Annotated in this window: 16 protein-coding genes; 11 read left to right on the top strand and 5 right to left on the bottom strand. The window is 71.2% G+C overall.

The genetic code is table 11. The annotated features are described in order from the left end of the window. Positions 1 to 4: 4 nt before the first annotated feature. A complete protein-coding gene (locus tag IG98_RS54245) occupies positions 5 to 3,343 on the bottom strand; it encodes a KAP family P-loop NTPase fold protein (protein WP_030910115.1) in 3,339 nt (1,112 codons plus the stop codon). Positions 3,344 to 3,442: 99 nt separating this feature from the next. Here IG98_RS54245 and IG98_RS0112065 point away from each other — a divergent pair, with 99 nt between their 5' ends. Next, positions 3,443 to 3,841: a hypothetical protein gene (locus IG98_RS0112065; RefSeq protein WP_030910112.1), complete on the top strand. Its 399-nt coding sequence runs from the start codon at positions 3,443 to 3,445 to the stop codon at positions 3,839 to 3,841. A gap of 57 nt (positions 3,842 to 3,898) precedes the next feature. Here IG98_RS0112065 and IG98_RS0112060 read toward each other — a convergent pair whose 3' ends face one another. Next, a complete protein-coding gene (locus tag IG98_RS0112060; RefSeq protein WP_211263953.1) occupies positions 3,899 to 4,801 on the bottom strand; it encodes a bifunctional helix-turn-helix transcriptional regulator/GNAT family N-acetyltransferase in 903 nt (300 codons plus the stop codon). A gap of 160 nt (positions 4,802 to 4,961) precedes the next feature. Here IG98_RS0112060 and IG98_RS0112055 point away from each other — a divergent pair, with 160 nt between their 5' ends. Then, positions 4,962 to 5,909, top strand: a complete 948-nt coding sequence (locus tag IG98_RS0112055; RefSeq protein WP_051752015.1) for a lactonase family protein — start codon at positions 4,962 to 4,964, stop codon at positions 5,907 to 5,909. Between the two features lie 331 nt (positions 5,910 to 6,240). Continuing rightward, on the top strand, positions 6,241 to 7,266 hold the full coding sequence (locus IG98_RS0112050) for a 6-phosphofructokinase (RefSeq protein WP_030910104.1): 1,026 nt from the start codon (positions 6,241 to 6,243) through the stop codon (positions 7,264 to 7,266). 154 nt (positions 7,267 to 7,420) lie between these two features. On the opposite strand, the gene IG98_RS0112045 is transcribed toward IG98_RS0112050, so the two are convergent. Next, positions 7,421 to 8,278: an MHYT domain-containing protein gene (locus IG98_RS0112045; RefSeq protein WP_030910101.1), complete on the bottom strand. Its 858-nt coding sequence runs from the start codon at positions 8,276 to 8,278 to the stop codon at positions 7,421 to 7,423. A 77-nt stretch (positions 8,279 to 8,355) separates the two neighbouring features. On the opposite strand from IG98_RS0112045, the gene macS reads away from it, so the two are divergent. From macS to thiI, 3 genes are all read left to right on the top strand, one after another. After that, positions 8,356 to 9,465 (top strand): MacS family sensor histidine kinase, encoded by a 1,110-nt coding sequence (macS, locus tag IG98_RS0112040; RefSeq protein WP_051752014.1) that lies wholly within the window; start codon positions 8,356 to 8,358, stop codon positions 9,463 to 9,465. Between the two features lie 49 nt (positions 9,466 to 9,514). Then, entirely contained in the window at positions 9,515 to 10,153 is a 639-nt protein-coding gene (locus tag IG98_RS0112035; protein WP_030910096.1) for a response regulator, read from the top strand. Positions 10,154 to 10,269: 116 nt separating this feature from the next. Further along, on the top strand, positions 10,270 to 11,472 hold the full coding sequence (thiI, locus tag IG98_RS0112030; protein WP_030910093.1) for a tRNA uracil 4-sulfurtransferase ThiI: 1,203 nt from the start codon (positions 10,270 to 10,272) through the stop codon (positions 11,470 to 11,472). A gap of 60 nt (positions 11,473 to 11,532) precedes the next feature. Here thiI and aroF read toward each other — a convergent pair whose 3' ends face one another. Beyond that, on the bottom strand, positions 11,533 to 12,570 hold the full coding sequence (gene aroF, locus IG98_RS0112025) for a 3-deoxy-7-phosphoheptulonate synthase (RefSeq protein ID WP_030910090.1): 1,038 nt from the start codon (positions 12,568 to 12,570) through the stop codon (positions 11,533 to 11,535). Between the two features lie 342 nt (positions 12,571 to 12,912). On the opposite strand from aroF, the gene IG98_RS0112020 reads away from it, so the two are divergent. The 3 genes from IG98_RS0112020 (at position 12,913) to IG98_RS0112010 (ending at position 15,644) form a co-directional block, all read left to right on the top strand. Then, entirely contained in the window at positions 12,913 to 13,533 is a 621-nt protein-coding gene (locus tag IG98_RS0112020; RefSeq protein WP_030910087.1) for a molybdopterin-dependent oxidoreductase, read from the top strand. Positions 13,534 to 13,592: 59 nt separating this feature from the next. Further along, a complete protein-coding gene (locus IG98_RS0112015; RefSeq protein WP_030910084.1) occupies positions 13,593 to 14,786 on the top strand; it encodes a histidine kinase in 1,194 nt (397 codons plus the stop codon). A 66-nt stretch (positions 14,787 to 14,852) separates the two neighbouring features. Next, positions 14,853 to 15,644, top strand: coding sequence for a LytR/AlgR family response regulator transcription factor (locus tag IG98_RS0112010; RefSeq protein ID WP_051752026.1), 792 nt, complete (start codon positions 14,853 to 14,855; stop codon positions 15,642 to 15,644). 565 nt (positions 15,645 to 16,209) lie between these two features. Here the strand turns inward: IG98_RS0112010 and IG98_RS0112005 are convergent. Further along, the gene (locus IG98_RS0112005) at positions 16,210 to 17,067 is read right to left on the bottom strand and encodes a deoxyribonuclease IV (RefSeq protein ID WP_030910078.1); all 858 of its coding nucleotides are present in this window, start codon (positions 17,065 to 17,067) and stop codon (positions 16,210 to 16,212) included. 246 nt (positions 17,068 to 17,313) lie between these two features. On the opposite strand from IG98_RS0112005, the gene uraD reads away from it, so the two are divergent. Together uraD and uraH are read left to right on the top strand one after the other, a co-directional pair. Beyond that, positions 17,314 to 17,877, top strand: a complete 564-nt coding sequence (uraD, locus tag IG98_RS0112000) for a 2-oxo-4-hydroxy-4-carboxy-5-ureidoimidazoline decarboxylase (RefSeq protein ID WP_030910075.1) — start codon at positions 17,314 to 17,316, stop codon at positions 17,875 to 17,877. Positions 17,878 to 17,971: 94 nt separating this feature from the next. Further along, positions 17,972 to 18,283 (top strand): hydroxyisourate hydrolase, encoded by a 312-nt coding sequence (uraH, locus tag IG98_RS0111995; protein WP_030910072.1) that lies wholly within the window; start codon positions 17,972 to 17,974, stop codon positions 18,281 to 18,283.

Here is an 18,283-nt window from a genome sequence, read left to right as displayed (position 1 = left end):
CGGCTCACAGGAGATATCGGGCCAGGTCGGCGATGGGGTGGGGGCGGGAGAGCAGGTCGCGCAGGGAGTCCAGGTGGGGGGAGTCGTAGGTGGTGAGGCCGGTCTCGTGGACGATCTGATCCCAGGTCGGATCGTCGCTCGCGGCGGCTTCCAGACGGCGCAGGATGCTCACCCCGTCGATCTCCCTGGCCAGCAGGGCCAGCAGGTGCGGCCACTGGACGGCCAGCGCGGCGAGCTTGGCGACCTCGCCGTCCGAGGCGGGGGCCGCCCCGGCGAGGGCGCGGCGGTAGGTCAGGAACGAGTAGAAGCGGAAGACGTTCACGTACCGCTTGATCTCGCGCGGGTTGAAGAACGTCAGGGCCGGAAGCACGAACTCGATCGCCAGATAGGCGTTCTCGTCGCTGTAGAGGTCGTCGAAGACCCGGTCGGCGGCCTCGCGGGTCGCCGCGCACAGGCCGCCGACGGCGTCCGAGCACTCGATGCCCAGGGCGTCCTGGGCCAGCCGTGCCGCCTCGTCGAGCGTCGTCGTGGTCGGGCGCAGTGCCCAGATGGCGTCCTGTAGCCGGCTCACCTGGACCGGGTCCGGCGGGTCGGCCGCCCACGAGCCCGGTGCCACGTGCGATCCCGTCAGGTCCGCCGCCGGGGGCGGTCCCAGCGCCTCCACCGGCGCCCACAGTTCCAGCCTCCGCGCACCCGGCGTATGCCGCCCCTGCACGGCCGCTCCCGACCGCGTGGCGGTGCCGGGGGAGCCCGGCGTGGCCGCGTCGTGCGGGAAGGGCCGTGCGGGAGGCAGGGGACCGCGCGAACGCGGTCCGGCCGGATCCGGGGGCGGGTCGAGCCGTTCCAGGGCGGCTGGGGGACCCGCCGGACGCGGTCCGGCCGGATTCGGTGTCCGTATGGCGCCCGGGTCACCCGGTCGTACGGTCTCCAGGTCGGGAAGAACGTCCGCGGGCCGGACGGTGTCGGCGACGCCGAGCAGTGCCCGTACGAAGGCGGGCAGCCGGTCGGCGTCGTCCAGCAGCGGCACGCTCAGCGGTAGCTGCACGATCTTCTCCAGGAACCGCCAGCCCAGGCCGGACCGCCCGCCGGTGGGCAGTGTCCCGGCCAGTTCCGGGTAGGCGGCCTCGACATGCGCGACGACCACTTCCGGCTCCATGGCCAGCACGAACACGCAGTTGGGGAACTCGCCGGCGAGGAACAGGTTGATCGCCTCGATGACCTGCGCCACCGTTCCTGACGAGCAGCGGTCCAGGTCGTCCACGAACACCACCAGCGGGCGCTCCTCGGTGGCGACCAGGTCGAGGACCTGCCGCATGTCGGTCTGCACCAGGTGCAGGAAGCCGGTCCTGGACCGGTATCCGGGGGCGGTCACGCCCTCGCCGCCCGCTCCGTCGGCCGCACCCGGGCCGAGCAGGTCGGGCTGCGTGACCAGGCCGCGGAACGCGTTGTCCGCCGACTCCCCGAAGAACCGGGCCAGCCGCAGCGCGCCCGCCCCCACCACGGCCGCCGCGCCCGCCGAGCCGACGGCCGCCGCGGCGTTCCCCAGCAGGGAGCCGAAGGCGGGCAGTAGCGCGGCGGCGGCCAGCAGTGCCCCGGTGAGGACGAGGGTGGCGACCAGGCCGAGGGCCACCGGCGCCAGGCGGGTCAGCGCCAGGTGGTAGGCGCGGCTGCGGACCGCCTCCCGGTCGATCCTGGACAGGTTCAGCTCCAGCCAGAACCGCTCCCGTTCGGCGCGGGGCAGCCGCCGGGTGACCTGACTGATGATCTCGTGCGCCAGTCCGGCCCAGACCTGCTCGCCGTTCTGGTACATCCACGGGTTGAACCAGACCGTGGGCCGCCAGTCCGCCCGCCGCAGCGGGAGCGGGTCCGGCTCCGCCTGCCCGGCGCTCCCCCTGGGGCGCCGGCCGGTCCTGGCCAGCACCTCGGCGTTGGTCAACGCCCGCTCGGCGCGGGAGCCGGGCAGGTGGATCGGGGCGGGATCGTCTCCGGCGGCCCCGGGGTCCAGCAGGTCCTGGATCATCCGCATCAGGGAGGTCTTGCCGGTGCCCCACGGCCCCTTGACGCCGATCGTCAGCGGGGGCCGGGTCTCGGGGTGGCGGACGAACGCGGCGATGGCCTCGGCGTAGACCCGGTGCCCGAGCTGGTCCTCGGTGGTCCACCTGTCGGCGGTGAGCCTGGCCCGAGGCCGTACCGTACGGAGCCCGGCCCGGTGGCGGCGGAGCAGCGCCGAGGTCTGCGCCCGCTCGGCCGCCGAGAGCCGCGAGTGGCCGAATCTCCGCACGTCCGGATGGGCGAACGTGGTCGTGTCGCCCAGCAGGCCCCACTGCCTGAGTTCGGCGGCGTCGCCGAGGATCTCGTCGATCGGCTCGCCCTCGTCGAGCAGGGCGGCCCTGCGCAGCAACTCCCTGGCCGGCTCGCTCAGGTGGAGTTCGTAGACCCGCCGGACGATCTCGACCCCGGAGCCGGGCGGGGCGTGATCGCCGAGCCGTGCCAGAGCGCGGGTGAAGGCGGCGTGCGGGGCGGCGGCGTCCCTCGCCGGGGTCAGGGCGACACCGGCGACGGCTCCGTAGGCGATCAGGATGGGGGTGCGGGCGGCCGAGACCGCCATGTAGCGGGCGAGCGCGTAGGCGTGCAGGTCCCCGACGCTGATCGCCCCGTCCCCGTCGAGGTCGGCGGCCCGCGTCATCAGGCCCTCCGCGATGACGTCGGTCAGCGTGCGCACCGGGCCGGGTACCGTCTCGTCGAGCCTCAGCGTGAGGGTCAGCGCCGCCGCCGCCACCTTCGGCTCCCCGGCCACGGCGAGCTGCCTGACCGGTTCGGCGGAGCCGTCAAGGGCGCTCCAGCCGAAGTCCACGATCAGCAGTACGGCGGCCGCCAGCGACTCGCCGACCTGCCGTCCGAACGCGCCGATCATCGATCCCAGCTGTCCCGAGGTCCAGCCGCCGTCGGCGGGCAGCCGGATCAGCAGCAGGTCCCCCTCCCGCGCCGAGCGCAGCAGGTTCCACACCCGCTCGCCGTCCGCGTTCGCCCCGCCGCTGGTCTCGGCGTCGACGGTGAATCCCTCGGCGCGCAGCGCGCTCGCCAGCCGCGCGTCCGGCCGCCCGGTATCCGGCCCCGCGGGGTGCGGATCGGTGGGAGTGCCAGGAGGCGGCGTACCGGCCCGGTCGTGTGGCCGGGCCGGGTGCGGGACAGGGCCCTGGAACGGACCGGGGGCCGAGGGCGGAGCGGGAGCCGGGGACGGGAGCGTGTCCGGCGGGGAGTCGAGGAAGACGAGAGCTCGGCGGGTGCCCACCCGGGGCGCGGTCTCGAAGACTGGATTCGCGAACGCGAGTCCCTCGCTCAACGGTCCTCCCGATCCGACGACGGTGAAGATTCCACTGTGGACGTGTCCGGCGGGACAGATGGCGATCTTGGTGATAGACCGACCTGGTTTGGCGGATGTTTGTCCTCCGATTGGCGCAAAGTTTGCGCTCAGGGAGTCTCGGCGTTCTTCTTCACCACCGAGGGCGACAACCGGGTGTGGGCCTACGACACGGAGAACGAGCACCTCGGTGTCGTCTACGACGCCGACGCCCCGCTGAACGGTGTCGACAACATCACCGGCACCCCGTCCGGGGACCTCTACGTCGCCGAGGACGGCGGTGACATGCAGATCAACCTGATCACTCCCGAGCGGATCGTCATCCCCGTCCTGCGGATCGCGGGCCACGCCAGGTCGGAGATCACCGGACCCGCCTTCTCACCGGGCGGCGACCGCCTCCACTTCTCCTCACAGCGCGGCGCTCGCGGTGACGCCGCCGGTGCCGGCGGCGTCACCTCTATAAAGAGGGAATCAGGGTGAGCGGGATCACTGGCCGAACCTCGCCGCGTGACGTCGTCGACGACGGCCGGGGTGGGATCAGAGGTCGCGGACCCAGATCTCGTCGACGATGTCGCCGTGCTGCTCCTTCTCGATGAGCTCGAAGCCCGCCGCCCGGTAGATGCGCCTGGCGTCCAGCAGCACGTCCCTGGTCCACAGCCGCATCCGCCGGTAGCCCGCGGCCCTGGCGAAGCGCACACACTCCGCCACGAGCCGGCCGCCGATGCCCATGCCCCGTGCGGACGGCTCGACCAGCAGCAACCGCAACTGGGCCGTCTCGTCGTCCTTGCGCACGCAGAAGACGCAGCCGGCCCGCTCGCCGTCCACCTCGGCGATCCAGCCCGCCTCGCGCGCCGGGTCGTGGTGGTCCACGTAGTCGGCCGCGACCCTGGCCACCAGCGCCTCGAAGTCCATGCCCCAGCCCTGCTCGGAGCTGTAGAGCGTGCCGTGCCGGTAGATCACCCAGCCGATGTCGCCCGAACGCAGCGGGCGCAGAAGATAGGGAGGGCCCGTTCTCGGCTTCCGGCCGAGGATCTCCTCGATGGCCGCCATGCTCGCGACCAGCCGCCCGCGGTCCTCGTCGGTCACCCCGGCCAGCAGTTCGCGTACCTGTTCGGCCGCGCGCCCGTCGAAGAGCGCGAACCCGGTCCGGCCCTCGTCGGTCAGTTCGACCACCTGCCGCCGGGCGTCGGTGGCGGACCGCCTCCGGACGACCAGCCCGTCGCCCTCGAACCTGGCGAGCATCCGGCTGAGGTATCCGGCGTCGAGCCCGAGCAGCCGCCGCAGGTCGCCGGTCTCCATGCGGTCCGCCCGGTCCAGTTCGAACAGCACCCTCATCTCGGTGAGCGAGTAGGGAGTGTCCAGGATGCCCTGGTGGAGCACGCCGATGAGCCGGGTGTAGAAGCGGTTGAAGGCCCGGACCTCCGCGACGTGTCTCTCCATGCTTGACAGCATCAACGAATTCATTGACCAGGTCAACGAAATGGCGGAGATCTTTCCGGGCAGGCGACTGTGAGATCACCGGCTAACTGCGCTAACTTCGAATTTTGCCTTGGAACGGACGATGAGCTGGGGCGGCGCGTGCCGTGCCCATGGCGGGAGCATGATGGCTGAGGTCGCGTACATCGGTGGGTACACCCCGGACACCGAAGGATCCGGGCCGGGGATCACCCTGATAGAGCTGGGCAGCCTCGCCCGGCTCGGAGAGACGCCCGCCTCCGGGCCGTCGTTCCTCGCCGTTCACCCGGTCCTCCCGGTCCTGTACGCGGTGGGGGAGAGCGAGCGCGGTACGGTCGGCGTCTTCGCTCGCGCCGTCGACGGCAGGCTGAGCCCGCTCGCGCAACGGCCCAGCGAGGGGACGGCCCCCTGCCACCTGGCGGTGGACCCCACCGGCACGCGCCTGGCGGTGACCAACTACGGCGACGGCACCCTCAGCGTGCACGGCATCGACGGATCCGGCCTGCTGACCAACACGTGGATCTTCCCCTATCGCGAGGGGGCCCACGCCCACCAGGCGGTCTTCGGCCCCGACGGCGTGCTGTACGTGAGTGACCTGGGTGCCGACGAGATCCGTCGCTACCTGGTCGGTGACGAGGTGGTCCCGCATCCGGAAGGGCCGGTCAGGCTCGCGCCCGGCATGGGTCCTCGGCACATGGTCATGGCGGGCGGCCACCGGTACGTGGCGGGAGAGCTGGACGGCACCGTGCGCGCCTACGACGCCGAATGGCGCGAGATCCACGTCGCCCCGGCCAGCGGGAGCGGGGGGCGGAACCAGCCCTCACACCTGGAGGCCCGCGGCGAGCTCGTCTACGTCGCCAACCGGGGTCCCGACACGATCTCGGTCTTCGCCGGCCCCGAGTTGAAGCCGGTCGCGGAGGTCGCCTGCGGCGGCGCCTGGCCGAGGCACTTCGCCATCGCCGACGGCCGCATGTACGTGGCCAACCAGCACTCGGACACCGTCACCGTGCTCCCGCTGAAGGACGGTGTCCCGCGGCCCGCGGGAGAGGTCTTCGCCGTCGGCACCCCGTCCTGTGTGCTGCCGCTGCCCTGAGCCGCGGTGAGGAGGGGATCGGTGGTTCCGAGCGGGTATGACCCATGGGGTGGCAGGGAATTCCCGAGTCCGGAATCCCGTCGGCGCACCTGACCTGCCCGTGACGCACGCGACCCGTTCGGAACCGGACCTCGGGGCCGGGGAAGGCGCCCATATGTCGCTTCTCCGTCGATCGCGGGAGGCCACCTGTGAGGGGACTAGTTCTATTTGGTCTAGACCACTGGCGCATCTGACGGCAGAATGCGTTCCGTCGGTGGCGGAAATCCGTCGCCGACCGACCCATGCCCTTTAGTCTGATCATCTTGGCTCGGACTCATAACCGGAGGATGTCATGCGTATCGGAGTGCTCACCGGGGGCGGCGACTGCCCCGGCCTGAACGCCGTTATCCGCGCTGTCGTGCGTAAGGGAGTGGGCGTCCACGGGCATGAGTTCGTCGGGTTCCGCGACGGCTGGCGGGGCCCCCTCGAGGGCGAGACCATGCCGTTGGACATCGAGGCCGTACGCGGCATCCTGCCGCGCGGCGGGACGATCCTGGGCTCGTCGCGGACCAACCCGATCAAGATCGACGGCGGTGTCGAGAAGATCAAGGAGAACCTTGCGAAGGGCGGTGTCGACGCGCTGATCGCGATCGGCGGTGAGGACACCCTCGGTGTGGCCAAGCAGCTCTTCGACAAGGGGGTGAAGGTCGTCGGCGTGCCCAAGACGATCGACAACGACCTCAACGCCACCGACTACACCTTCGGCTTCGACACGGCGGTCAACATCGCCGTCGAGGCGATCGACCGCCTGCACACCACCGCCGAGTCCCACCACCGCGCGCTGATCTGTGAGGTCATGGGCCGCCACGCGGGCTGGATCGCCCTGCACGCCGGCATGGCGGGCGGCGCCAACGTCATCCTCATCCCGGAGAAGCCCTTCGACATCGACCGGGTCTGCGCCTACGTCGAGTCCCGCTTCAAGACGAAGTACGCACCGATAATCGTGGTCGCGGAGGGTGCGCACCCGGTCGAGGGCCAGATGGCGCTGCAGGCGGGCGAGCTCGACGCCTTCGGCCACGTGAGGCTCGGCGGCATCGGTGAGAACCTCGCCAGCGAGATCGAGAAGCGCACCGGCAAGGAGGCCCGCACCACGGTGCTCGGTCACATCCAGCGTGGCGGCACCCCCACGGCCTTCGACCGGGTGCTGGCCACCAGATTCGGCCTGCAGGCCATCGACGCGGTGCAGGACGGCGACTTCGGCAAGATGGTCGCCCTCCAGGGCACCGAGATCGTGCGGGTGGGTCTCGACGAGGCCACCAGGGAGCTGAAGACCGTGCCGGCCAGCCGCTACGAGGAGGCCGAGGTCTTCTTCGGCTGAGACGCCACCGCGGTCCACCGCGGAGAGTGGCCGCCTGCAAGCGTTCTGCAAGTGGCCGGCCCTAGCCTCCTGACCGGGCGGCCGGCCGCCTGCGATTCCCCTCCATGTACGGCTTGCGCCCTGAACAAGCGGCCCAGCGGGCGCGAGCCGTACATCATCGCTCTGGGGAGTCGAACAGAGACCGGCTCTTCGGTGCCTGAGCGGCGGGCGGGGCGACCGGCTCCTGCAGCCGGGCCTCGGCGCGGCGGTTCTCCAGCCTGGCCAGCAGGACGGCGTCGTGGTCCAGCTCCGGCTGTGACGGCGACAGGACGACGGTGAGCAGCAGGCCGAGGGTCAGCAGGCCCAACACGGCCAGTGTGGGCAGCATGAAGTCGATGCCCTTGGCCCCCCCGAGCGGCGCGGGTGAGAGCCGGGGACGCACCTCGAGCGCGAACATGCCGGTGTAGTGCATGCCGCAGACCGCCAGGGCCATGATCATCGCGGCGCCGCCGGTGGCGAGCATGCCGCTGACCCGCAGGCTGAACCAGAGCGCCACGACGGACGCGGCGATCGCGATCGCGACCGAGATCCCGACCAGCGTCGGATCGTAGGAGAGGTGGGTCGGCATCCTCATCGCGAACATGCCGATGTAGTGCATGCCCGCCACGCCGAGACCGGTGAGCACACCGCCGGAGACGAGCGGCACGAACCTCTCGCCCCGGTAGGAGACCAGGAACAGGCCCACGCCCACGACGACGACGGCCAGGGCCGCCGAGCCGATCGTCAGCGGCACGTCGTAGCGGATCTGGCCGTCGCCCACGGAGAAGCCCATCATGGCGACGAAGTGCATGACCCAGATGCCGGTGCCGCCGATGGACAGTGCCCCGCTCGCCAGCCAGCGGACCCGTGCCGCCCCCACCGTCTCGCGGGCTCTGGCGGTGAGCAGGAGGCCGAGCATGCATCCGACGCTCGACATGACATAGGCCAGAACGGGGGTGAGCAGGCCGTAAGAAAAGTGATCTACGTGGGACATGTTCCAGTTTTTCGTGAGAGAGAAATCGGTGGATTATTGCACTACGCCGCTTTCTTGCTGAGAGGTAGGGCTGGCGGGTGACCGGAATCGAGGGGCCGTTCTGGCGGGCGGTCGCGGTGTTTCGCGTCGCATCCCTTGGCTACGCGGCGGTTCTGCTCATCCGTGCCGGGGGGTACGCCCACCCGGTGACCGGCTGGCTGGTGATCGGCGTCATGGCGCTGTGGACCGCGGGGACGATCTTCGCCTACTCCGTCGAGGAGCTCCGCGGCCGGCCGCTGCTCGCCGCCGACATGCTCGTGACCGTGGGCTGCCTGCTCGCCACCCCGATGGCGCAGGGCGTCTACCAGGAGGGCAGCCTGCCGATCACCGGCACCTGGATGGGCGGCGCGGTGCTCGCCTGGGGCGTGTACGGCGGACGGCGGCTGGGGGCCGTGGCCGCGTTGATCGTCTCACTGGCCGACCTGTGGCTGCACGGCGTCCCTGGAGGCGGCTTCGAGACGCTGCCGATCAACGGCACCGTCCTGCTCTTCCTCGCCGGGACCGTCGTCGGGCACGTCGCCCGGCTGGCCAAGAAGGCCGAGGAGCGCATGGAGCGGGCGATCGAACTGGAGGTCGCGGGGCGGGAGCGGGAGCGGCTCGCCCGGGGAATCCACGACTCGGTGCTTCAGGTGCTCGCGCTGGTTCAGCGGCGCGGGCAGGAGATCGGCGGTGAGGCGGCCGAGCTGGGCAGGCTCGCGGGCGAGCAGGAGGCCGCCCTGCGCGAGTTGGTCAGGCTCAGGCCCGAGGCACCCGCCGCGGGCACCGCGGACCTGTGCGCCCTGTTGCACAGGTACGGCTCGGCCACGGTCACCGTCTCGGCCCCGGCGACCCCGCTGATCCTGCCCGCGGCCACCGCGGCGGAGATGGCCGCCGCGGTCGGAGCAGCCCTGGACAACGTCGCCCGGCACTGCGGGGTACGCGCGCCCGCGTGGGTCTTCGCCGAGAGTGACGACGGGCTGGTCACCGTGACCGTCAGGGACGAGGGGCCGGGCATGGCACCCGGACGCCTGGAGGAGGCCGCCGCCGACGGGCGGCTCGGCGTCGCGCAGTCCATCCGGGGCCGTGTCGCGGACCTCGGCGGCACGGTCAGTGTGATCTCCGCTCCCGGCCGGGGCACCGAGATCGAGATGTCGGTGCCGACCGGCTAGACGCGACGGTGGACGGACATCTCCGGAGGAACGGGCCTAAGGTAGGCCAATGCGCGTGATGGTGGTGGACGATCACCCGATGTGGAGGGACGGGGTGGCCAGGGACCTGGCCGAGGCCGGATACGAGGTGGTGGCCGCGGTCGGGGAGGGGCGGCAGGCGGTCCGGGTGGCCGCGGCGGTCCGGCCCGAGCTGGTGGTGCTGGACCTGCGGCTGCCCGACCTGCCGGGGGTCGAGGTGGCCAGGAGGCTGGCCGCCGCGGAGCCGCCGCCCAGGGTGCTGGTGCTGTCGGCCAGTGGTGAGCAGGAGGACGTGCTGGAGGCCATCAAAGCGGGAGCCTCCGGATACCTGCTGAAATCCGCGAGCAAGGAGGAGTTCCTCGACGCGGTCCGGCGCACCGCGGGGGGCGACGCGGTTTTCACCCCCGGGCTGGCCGGGCTCGTGCTGGGGGAGTACCGGAGGCTGGCGGCCAGATCCGCGCCCGAGGCGACGCCCCGCCTGACCGAGCGGGAGACCGAGGTGCTCCGCCTGGTCGCCAAGGGGTTGTCCTACAAGCAGATCGCCGAGCGTCTCGTGCTCGCCCACCGGACCGTGCAGAACCACGTCCAGAACACGCTGAACAAGCTTCAGCTCCACAATCGGGTGGAACTGGCCCGCTACGCGATCGAGCAGGGCCTCGACGAGTCGTAGTCCCGACTAAAGTGACAAGGCCGAGAGGTTGTCTTTACGCCAACGCGCGAGAGACTTGACGAAGCCCCACCGCGAATCCCCTCATATCCCCTCGAAGTTCTACCGGAGGTTGCACCATGACCATGTCCGCCTTGGGCGAGCCCTGCGTTCTGCTCAAACTGGGCGAGGTCGTCCTCAAGGGCAACAACCGTGAGCTCTTCGAGCGGAGGTTGCAGGCCAACATCAAGGCCGCTCTGAAGGATGTCGGCGTCAAGGTCGACGTCCGGCAGCGTCACGGCGTCATCGCGCTCTTCCTGCCGGACGGCACCGGGGTCGAGGTCGCGGACACGGTCGCCGAGCGTGTCTCGTACGTTCCCGGGCTGGTCTGGATCCACCGCGCCTGGCGGGTGGCCAAGGACCCCTCGGCGATCACCAAGGCCGCCATCGAGCTGCTGGCCGACCGCGACGACGTCAGGCGCGGCGTCTCCTTCGCGGTCCGCTCCCGCCGCCGCGACAAGCGCTTCCCGCTCACCTCGATGCAGCTGGACCGCTCGGTCGGCGGCGAGCTCAACGACATCTACGGACTGCCGGTCGACCTGAAGCGCCCCGAGCTGGTGGTCTCCATCGAGGTCGATCGCGACGAGGCGTTCGTCTTCACCGGCGGGCTGCCGGGCCAGGGCGGGCTGCCGGTCGGCACCAGTGGCCGGGGCCTGGTCCTGATGTCCGGTGGCATCGACTCCCCGGTGGCCGCCTACCGGATGATGCGCCGCGGCCTGCGCGTCGACTTCCTGCACTTCTCCGGCATCCCCTTCACCACCTCCGAGTCCATCTACAAGGCGTACGCGCTGGTCAGGGCACTCGACAGGTTCCAGGGCGGGTCCCGGCTGTGGGTCGTCCCCTTCGGCAAGGCCCAGCAGTCCATCAAGGCCTCCGGCCAGGACCGCCTGGCGGTGATCACCCAGCGCCGTCTGATGCTGAAGACCAGCGAGGAGGTCGCCCGCCGCCTGCGTGCCGGTGCCCTGGTCACCGGCGACTCCCTGGGCCAGGTCTCCTCGCAGACCCTGCAGAACATCACCGCCCAGGACGACGCGGTCGACATGCCGATCCTGCGGCCGCTCATCGGCCTCGACAAGACCGAGATCATGGCCGAGGCCCGCCGCATCGGAACCCTGGCGATCTCCGAACTGCCGGACGAGGACTGCTGCTCGCTGCTTGCCCCCCGTCGCGCCGAGACCGCCGCGAAGGTCGCCGACCTGAGGAAGATCGAACGTCGCCTGGACGCCGAGGAGCTCGCCGTCCAGCTCGCCGGATCCCTGCAGGAGTACCGGCTCGACGCCTGAGGGCGGATCACCCGGCCCCGGGGGCGTACCCGGGGGCGGGGGCCGTGGCGAGCGGGTGGGTCAGGCGGGGGCCAGGGCGTCGACGGCCGCGACCTTGCCCAGCAGCGGCGGGAACCGTTCCATCACCCGGGCCAGTTCGTCCAGGTCGCCGTCGACCAGTGCCTGGGGGCCGTCGCAGAGGGCCTGGTCGGGGCGCGGATGGACATCGATGATCACGCCGTCGGCACCGGCCGCGATTGCGGCGCGGGTGAGCGGCAGGACCAGGTCGCGGTGGCCACCGGAGTGGGACGGGTCGACGATGACCGGCAGGTGCGACAGTCGCTGGGCGAGCGGCACCGCGGAGACGTCCAGGGTGTTGCGGGTGGCGGTCTCGAAGGTGCGGATGCCGCGCTCGCACAGCACGACGTCGAGGTTGCCGCGCTGGGCGATGTACTCGGCGGCCATCAGCCACTCCTCGATGGTGGCGCTCATCCCGCGCTTGAGCATCACCGGCTTGCCGGCGGCGCCGACGGCCTGGAGCAGTGCGAAGTTCTGCGCGTTGCGGGTGCCGACCTGGAGCATGTCGGCGTAGGAGGCCACCAGTGCCACGTCGGCCGCGTCGACGACCTCGGTGACGACCGGAAGCCCGGTCTGCTCGCGCACGTCGGCGAGAATGCGCAGGCCTGCCTCGCCGAGCCCCTGGAAGGCGTACGGGGAGGTACGGGGCTTGTAGGCGCCGCCGCGCAGCAGGGTGGCCCCGGCGGCAGCGGCCATCCGGGCGGCCTGAAGGGTCTGTTCGGGGGTCTCCACCGCGCACGGGCCGGCGATCAGGGTGACCGTGCCGGGACCGATCGGCACACCGCCGACGCGGACCGTGGACCGCTCGGGGTGGTTGTCGCGGCTCACCAGCTTGTACGGCGCGCTCACCCGCATCACGTCGGCCACCCCGGTCATGCCCCGCAGGTCGAGGGTGGTGAACTGGGCGACGTCGCCGACCAGGCCGATGATCGTGCGGCTCACGCCCCGGCTGACGAACGCCTCGCCACCCGCCCTGCCGATGACCTCCACGATCGCCTCGACGTCCTGCTCCGTGGCGCCGGGTCCCATGACGATGACCATGTCTCTCCCTCTTCGACGGCTCCGGCCGGTCCGACCGGCTCCGAGGTCTGTGGTGTGTTCGATGAAGGCCGGGAAAAGCAGAAGGCCCCGAGTCCGAAACCGGACCCGGGGCCTTCTGTTCGCCAGGCTGTCAGCGCAGCATCTGGTGGCGAACGGTCCGACTCACGGGTCCGTCGCCATAAAAAAACCAGAACGCTGTACGCATAGTGGGAAATGATAGCGCACGGTCAGAGCGCCTCCGTCCCGCCAGGCGGGAGAACGTTATCTGGTAGCCGCCGAGGTGGCGGGAAGTCCGCGATGGCAGGATTACCACGTGCCATAGGGGAAACGGCGGAGGGAGTGATGGTGGAGCAGTCCGAACCTTCGTGGGAGGAGCCTCGTCTGCCTCCGGGTCAGTACATCCCCAGGGGCCGACCGGTGATCCACTACGGCCGGGTGCCCCGGTTCCGCCCGGAGACCTGGCAGCTGCACGTCATGGGGGCGACGGCCTCGGGTGAGCAGCACCGTTTCACCTGGCCCGAGTTCTCCGCGCTGCCGCGTACCACGGTGATGGCCGACTTCCACTGCGTCACCAAGTTCTCGATCATGGGTAACGAGTGGGGCGGGATATCCACGGCGACACTGATGGCGCTCGCCCCGCCCGCGCCCGGCGTGAAGCACGTGATGATCTGGGGTGAGTACGGCTACAGCGCCAACGTGCGGATGGGCGACTTCGACCGCGCGCAGACGATGTTCGCGCTGGAGTTGGACGAGAAGCCCATCGCCCTGGAACGCGGGTTCCCGGTGCGGATGATCGTCCCGCACCTGTACGCGTGGAAGAGCGTCAAGTGGGTGCGCGCCGTGGAATACCTGCTGGAGGACAGGCGCGGCTTCTGGGAGGAGCGCGGCTATCACAACATCGCCGACCCCTGGCGCGAGCAGCGCTACTCCTATCAGGAGGAAGCGGGCGAAGGCCCGCCCTGATCGGTCCGTGATCGGCGTTCGCCCCCGATCTCCGGGGTGGGTTGACTACGGTTCTCCGCATGTCGACCATGGGCTGGGTGCTGCTCTGCGCCTTCAGTGCCCTTCTCGGACTCCTCCTTCCCCGCCCGCGCCGGCGGCACCCGGACCGGCAGGGCGGTCCGACGGACGAGGCCACCTTCCTGACACTGCACATCGCGGCGATGGCGGCTCCCTCGCTGCGGGCCGGGCTCACCCACGAGTCCGCCCGCAAGGCGGTCTGCCACCTGCGTACCCTGCTGGGCACCGATGCCGTCGCGGTCGCCGACAGCGGCGGTCTGCTCGCCTGGGACGGCGCGGTGGGCTGCCACCGCGACCACGCGCCCGAGCACGCCAGGATCGTCCTGGCCTCGGCGCGCCCGCACGTGGTGACCGGGGAGGCGCCGGCCTGCGACGCGCCGGACTGTGCCACCAGGGGTGGGGTCGTCGTACCGCTCACCGTCGACGGGCGGGTGGTCGGGACGCTCGCCGCGTATGACGCCGTGGTGAGCGTGGCACTGGTGCGGACCGTCACCGAGGTCGCCAGGTGGGTCTCGGGGCAGCTGGAGCTGGCGGAGGTCGACTCCTCGCGGCGGCGGACCATGGAGGCGGAGATGCGGGCGCTGCGCGCCCAGATGTCTCCGCACTTCGTCTACAACGCGCTGACCACCATCGCCTCGTTCGTCCGCACCGACCCCGAACGGGCGCGGGAGCTGCTGGTGGAGTTCGCCGACTTCAACCGGTACGCGCTGCGCCGGGCACGCGACTTCACCACCCTCGCCGAGGAACTGCACTGCGTGGACCGCTACCTGCTCCTGGAACGTGCCAGGTTCGGCGACCGGCTCCGTTTCACCCTCAGGGTCGCGCCGGAGGTGCTGTCGGTCTCCGTCCCGTTCCTCTGCCTGCAGCCGCTGGTGGAGAACGCGGTCAAGCACGGTGTGGCCGCCGCGGGACGTCGTGGAGAGGTACGGGTGGTGGTCAGTGACGCCGGGGCCGAGGCCCACATCAGCGTGGAGGACGACGGCCTGGGCATGCCCCCCGAGCGGGTCAGGGGGCTCCTCGACGGCTCCGCGCCGCCGCCGGGAGAGGAAGGCGGAATCGGGCTGGCGGGCGTCGATGTGCGGTTCCGCCAGATCTACGGCGAGGACTACGGGCTGGTCGTGGAGAGCACCCCGGACGCGGGCACGACGGTGCGGCTCCGTGTTCCCAAGCTCCACCCCGCCAATAGCTATTTGTAGTCAAACTATTACCTGAAGTTGCCATGAGGCTTGCGGCGGGTGTGGTTCAGAGGGCAGCGTGGGGTCATGTTGCGAGTCCTGGCCGTTGACGACGAGGTCCCCGCCCTTGAGGAGATCGCCTATCTCCTCCGCCAGGACCCCCGTATCGAGCACGTCTCCACGGCCGCGAGCGGGGTCACCGCGCTCCAGGACATGGTCCAGATGCTCGGCACGGGCGAGCGGCTGGACGGGGTGTTCCTCGACATCCGGATGCCGGGACTGGACGGCCTCGACCTGGCCAGGCTCATCGCGGGGTTTCCCAACCCGCCCCGGCTGGTGTTCGTCACCGCCCACGAGGAGTGCGCGGTGCAGGCCTTCGAGCTGGAGGCGGTCGACTACCTGCTCAAGCCGGTCAGGGCCGACCGACTGGCCGAGGCGGTACGGCGCCTGGAGTCCATGATTCCGGCGTCGGCCGAACCCGTGCCGGAGGACGTCATCCCGGTCGAGCTCGCGGGACGGACGCGGTTCGTGCCCCAGCAGGCCGTCTGGTTCGCCGAGGCGCAGGGCGACTACGTCCGGCTCCACACCGACGAGGGCAGCTACCTGGTCCGCATGTCGCTGGCCGCCCTGGAGCGGCGCTGGGCGGGGTCGGGGTTCATCCGGGTGCACCGCAGCACCCTGGTCTCGGTGCGGCATGTGAGCGAGCTGCGCTTCGACGGCGGCAGGGTGATGCTCCGGGTGGGCAACGAGACGCTTCCGGTCAGCCGCCGGCACGCCCGCGAGGTCCGCGAACGGCTGGTCCGCCAGTTCCGTGACCGCCCGGCCGTCCCCGGTGTGGTCCGGGCCAGGCCCCTGCCCTCCGCGGCCGCCCTGCGGTAACCGGGGCACACCACCCCCGCGGGCCCCGCACGGTGATTCGCGCCCGCGCGGGCTTCCGGCCGGCCGTTCCGCGGTCGCCGTTCTGCTCGCATGTCTCCGCGTGCCGTCCGGCCTCGCGCCTTCCGTGCGCCGTTCCGCGGTCGTACGGCTCATCGGCGTTTCCCCGGCACGAGCGGGTCCCAGGGGTCCCACGAGCCCCCGATCGACCGTTCGTCGCCCGCCGCGCGCCGTTCGTCGTGTCGGCACTCTCCGCACATCGACAACTACTGACCGTTAATCGCGCTGGCGGAAAAGCGCCGCTCGCTCGTCTGGACACGCCTCTAGTGTTCCCTCATCGGAGAGCGAGACCCGCCGGATCAGGGGGGACAGGGCCGTAAGGCTCGCACAGGACCTGATGCGCGGACACGGGGTGACCGCCGGCATCCGGCCACCGGGTCCTTGACCGGAAGGGGGAGGGGTCGCCGCTCTCCGATACGACGGGACGCCCGCGTTAGCCAGCGGGCCGGACCGTGATCCGGCCACACGGGGGCGGCCGGATCACGAGGACGGGCGTCCCGTCCGACCTTCAGGAAGGTCGGGAACCCACCCGGTCGCGGAGCTTCTTGAGCGCCTCGATGTCCTCGCGGTGCTTCTCGGCGCCGCCCGGTGTCTCGATGCAGAACGGCACCCCGGCCATCACGGGATGGCTCAGCATGTCGGCGAAGGGCTCGGCACCGATGTGGCCGGAGCCGATGTTCTCGTGCCGGTCCTTCCTGGAGTCGCACACGTCCTTGGAGTCGTTGGCGTGGACCAGCTTGAGCCGCCCGGGGGCGATCGCGTGCAGGGCCTCCAGAGTCTCCTTGACGCCCTCCGCGGTCGACAGGTCGTGCCCGGCGGCGAAGGCGTGGCAGGTGTCGAAGCAGACCCCCGCCTTGGGGTGCCAGTCGAGGGCCGCCAGGTAGGGTTCCAGGTCCTGGACCGTCGCGCAGAGCACCGCGCCCTGCCCGGCCATCGGCTCCAGCAGCAGGTCGGGCCCGTCGTCGGGGATCTCCTCCAGGAGCGGCAGGAGGTGTTCACGCAGCTGGCGCAGCGCCTCGTCGCGGGACTGGCTCACCGCCGACCCCGTGTGGACGACCACTCCCTTCGCGCCGATCGCGTGGCCGCGCAGCAGGTTGTGCCGCACGGCGGCCACCGACTTCTCCAGCGTTTCCGCGCTGGGTGAGCCCATGTTGACCAGGTAGGGCGCGTGCACGAAGGAGAGCACGCCCGACTCGCGGAGCTTGGCGTCCTGGGCGGGGTCGCCCACGGCGAGCGCCCAGCCGCGAGGGTTGGTGACGAACACCTGGATCATCTCGGCACCGACGTCGGAGGCGTAGCGCAGCCCGCCCTTGGCGAGGCCGCCGGTGACGGAGACGTGTCCGCCGATGGGGGAGAGAGAAGTCATGGTGTCCCCAGTTTAGGCGTCGCCTCCCGGCGCTTCACAGCCGACAGGCCGCCCGCCTGACCTGCCCTCGCCGCACTCTGGGGCGAGGTGACCGGTGGGGAACGCTCAACCGCGTCTTCCATAGAGGATTGAGCGCCGGGTACCAGCAGGTTTGGAGTATGTTGCGGAAATCTGCGGCAAACCCTTGGCACAGTTTGGGGCGCTTGTCGCTGGACTGTACGCGCCGCTGGTGTGTGTACTGCTCCCATGTCTAACCTGCACTCCGCGCCGCAGGTCGCGGGGCTGGCCGCCTTCAACGCGCTGGGCACCGAGGAGGCCGAGGCCGAACTGCTGGCCTGCTGCGCCTGCCGGGACTTCGCCGCGCGGGTGGCGGCGTCGCGCCCCTACCGCGACCTCGGCCGGCTGGCCGAGGTCGCGGAGGCCACCGTGCGGAGCCTGGACTGGTCCGGTGTGCACGAGGCGCTGGCCGCCCACCCCAGGATCGACGAGCCGCCCCGCGAGGGCGGTCGCTCCGGAAGGGAGGCGGCCTGGTCCCGCCGCGAGCAGTCGGGGGTCGAGGCGGCGGGGCGGGAGGTCCGGGACCGGCTGGCGGAGGGCAACCGCGCCTACGAGCGGCGGTTCGGCCACGTCTACCTGATCTGCGCCACCGGGCTGTCGGCCGAGGAGATGCTGGCCCGCCTCACCGAGCGGCTCGGCAACGACGAGGACACCGAGCGGGACGTGGTCAGGGCCGAGCTCGCGAAGATCACTCGCCTTCGGCTCGGGAAACTCCTCGGAAGCGGCCACCCGTCTCCGGGACCGGCCACGTGAACTCCGCGCGCCCCGTGGCCCATGACCCCCGTACCTCCGGGAAAGGCCGGGTAGGCACCGTGCTCCCCGAACCCACGCTTGCGGAAGGTCCCGTATGAGTCTGTCCACGCATGTGCTCGACGCCGCCCTGGGCAGGCCGGCGGCGGGTGTCGTCGTACGCCTGGAACGGGACGGCGAGGTGCTCGCCGAGGGCGTCACCGACGCCGACGGGCGGATCGCGGGATGGACGTGCGGGGCGGGCGCCCACCGGCTGGTCTTCGAGACCGGGGAGTACTTCGCCGCCCGCGCGGTGGACGCCTTCTACCCGCGGGTCTCGATCGACTTCACGGTGGCGGACCCGGGGGAGCGTCACCACGTGCCCCTGCTGCTCAGCCCGTTCGCCTACTCGACGTACCGAGGGAGCTAG

The organism is Streptosporangium amethystogenes, assembly GCF_000721075.1.
GTDB lineage: Bacteria > Actinomycetota > Actinomycetes > Streptosporangiales > Streptosporangiaceae > Streptosporangium > Streptosporangium amethystogenes.
The sequence above is the reverse complement of the archived record's forward strand: the minus strand, read 5'-3'. Positions and strand labels throughout refer to the sequence as shown.